The organism is Arcobacter sp. CECT 8989, from assembly GCF_004116715.1.
Lineage (GTDB): Bacteria > Campylobacterota > Campylobacteria > Campylobacterales > Arcobacteraceae > Halarcobacter.
The window spans coordinates 1-884 of the sequence record NZ_PDKE01000039.1; the positions used below are offsets into that span (position 1 = coordinate 1).

The 884-nt window shown below is 40.4% G+C and carries 2 protein-coding genes; both read left to right on the forward strand.

Annotated elements, in window-relative coordinates; all coding sequences use genetic code 11:
* Positions 1 to 104 precede the first annotated feature (104 nt).
* Positions 105 to 305, forward strand: a complete 201-nt coding sequence (locus tag CRV02_RS14300) for an antirestriction Ral family protein (protein ID WP_000213975.1) — start codon at positions 105 to 107, stop codon at positions 303 to 305.
* A 182-nt stretch (positions 306 to 487) separates the two neighbouring features.
* Positions 488 to 856: a DUF2528 family protein gene (locus tag CRV02_RS14305; protein ID WP_129090903.1), complete on the forward strand. Its 369-nt coding sequence runs from the start codon at positions 488 to 490 to the stop codon at positions 854 to 856.
* Positions 857 to 884 lie beyond the last annotated feature (28 nt).

Below are 884 nucleotides of genomic sequence, written 5' to 3' on the forward strand. Positions count from 1 at the left end.
CTTTACTACCGCAATCCACTATTTAAGGTGATATATGGAAGAAGAATTTGAAGAGTTCGAAGAGCATCCTCAGGATGTGATGGAACAATACCAGGACTATCCGTATGACTACGACTATTGATAAAAATCAATGGTGTGGACAATTCAAGCGATGCAATGGATGCAAGCTGCAATCGGAATGCATGGTTAAGCCTGAAGAAATGTTTCCTGTAATGGAAGATGGGAAATATGTCGATAAATGGGCAATACGAACGACGGCAATGATTGCCAGAGAACTTGGTAAACAGAACAACAAAGCTGCCTGATAGTGGCCTTTATTTTTGGCATAAATAACAGAATAAACACTGCACTGTGTATTCATTCCAACGAGTGAATACACGGAGCAATGTCGCTCGTAACTAAACAGGAGCCGACTTGTTCTGATTATTGGAAATCTTCTTTGCCCTCCAGTGTGAGGGCGATTTTTTATCTGTGAGGATATGAACAGATGTCAAACATCAAAAAATACATCATTGATTACGACTGGAAAGCATCAATAGAAATTGAAATCGACCATGACGTAATGACAGAGGAAAAACTTCACCAGATTAATAATTTCTGGTCAGACTCTGAATACCGACTCAATAAACACGGCTCTGTATTAAATGCTGTATTAATCATGCTGGCGCAACATGCTCTGCTTATAGCAATTTCAAGCGACTTAAATGCATATGGTGGTGTGTGTGAGTTCGACTGGAATGATGGAAATGGTCAGGAAGGATGGCCTCCAATGGATGGTAGCGAAGGAATAAGAATTACCGATATCGATACATCAGGAATATTTGATTCAGATGATATGACTATCAAGGCCGCCTGAGTGCGGTTTTACCGCATACCAATAACGC

Coding starts and splice junctions, on each gene's coding strand:
- CRV02_RS14300 (WP_000213975.1), top strand. CDS start 105: ATGACTACGACTATTGATAAAAATCAATGGTGTGGACAATTCAAGCGA.
- CRV02_RS14305 (WP_129090903.1), top strand. CDS start 488: ATGTCAAACATCAAAAAATACATCATTGATTACGACTGGAAAGCATCA.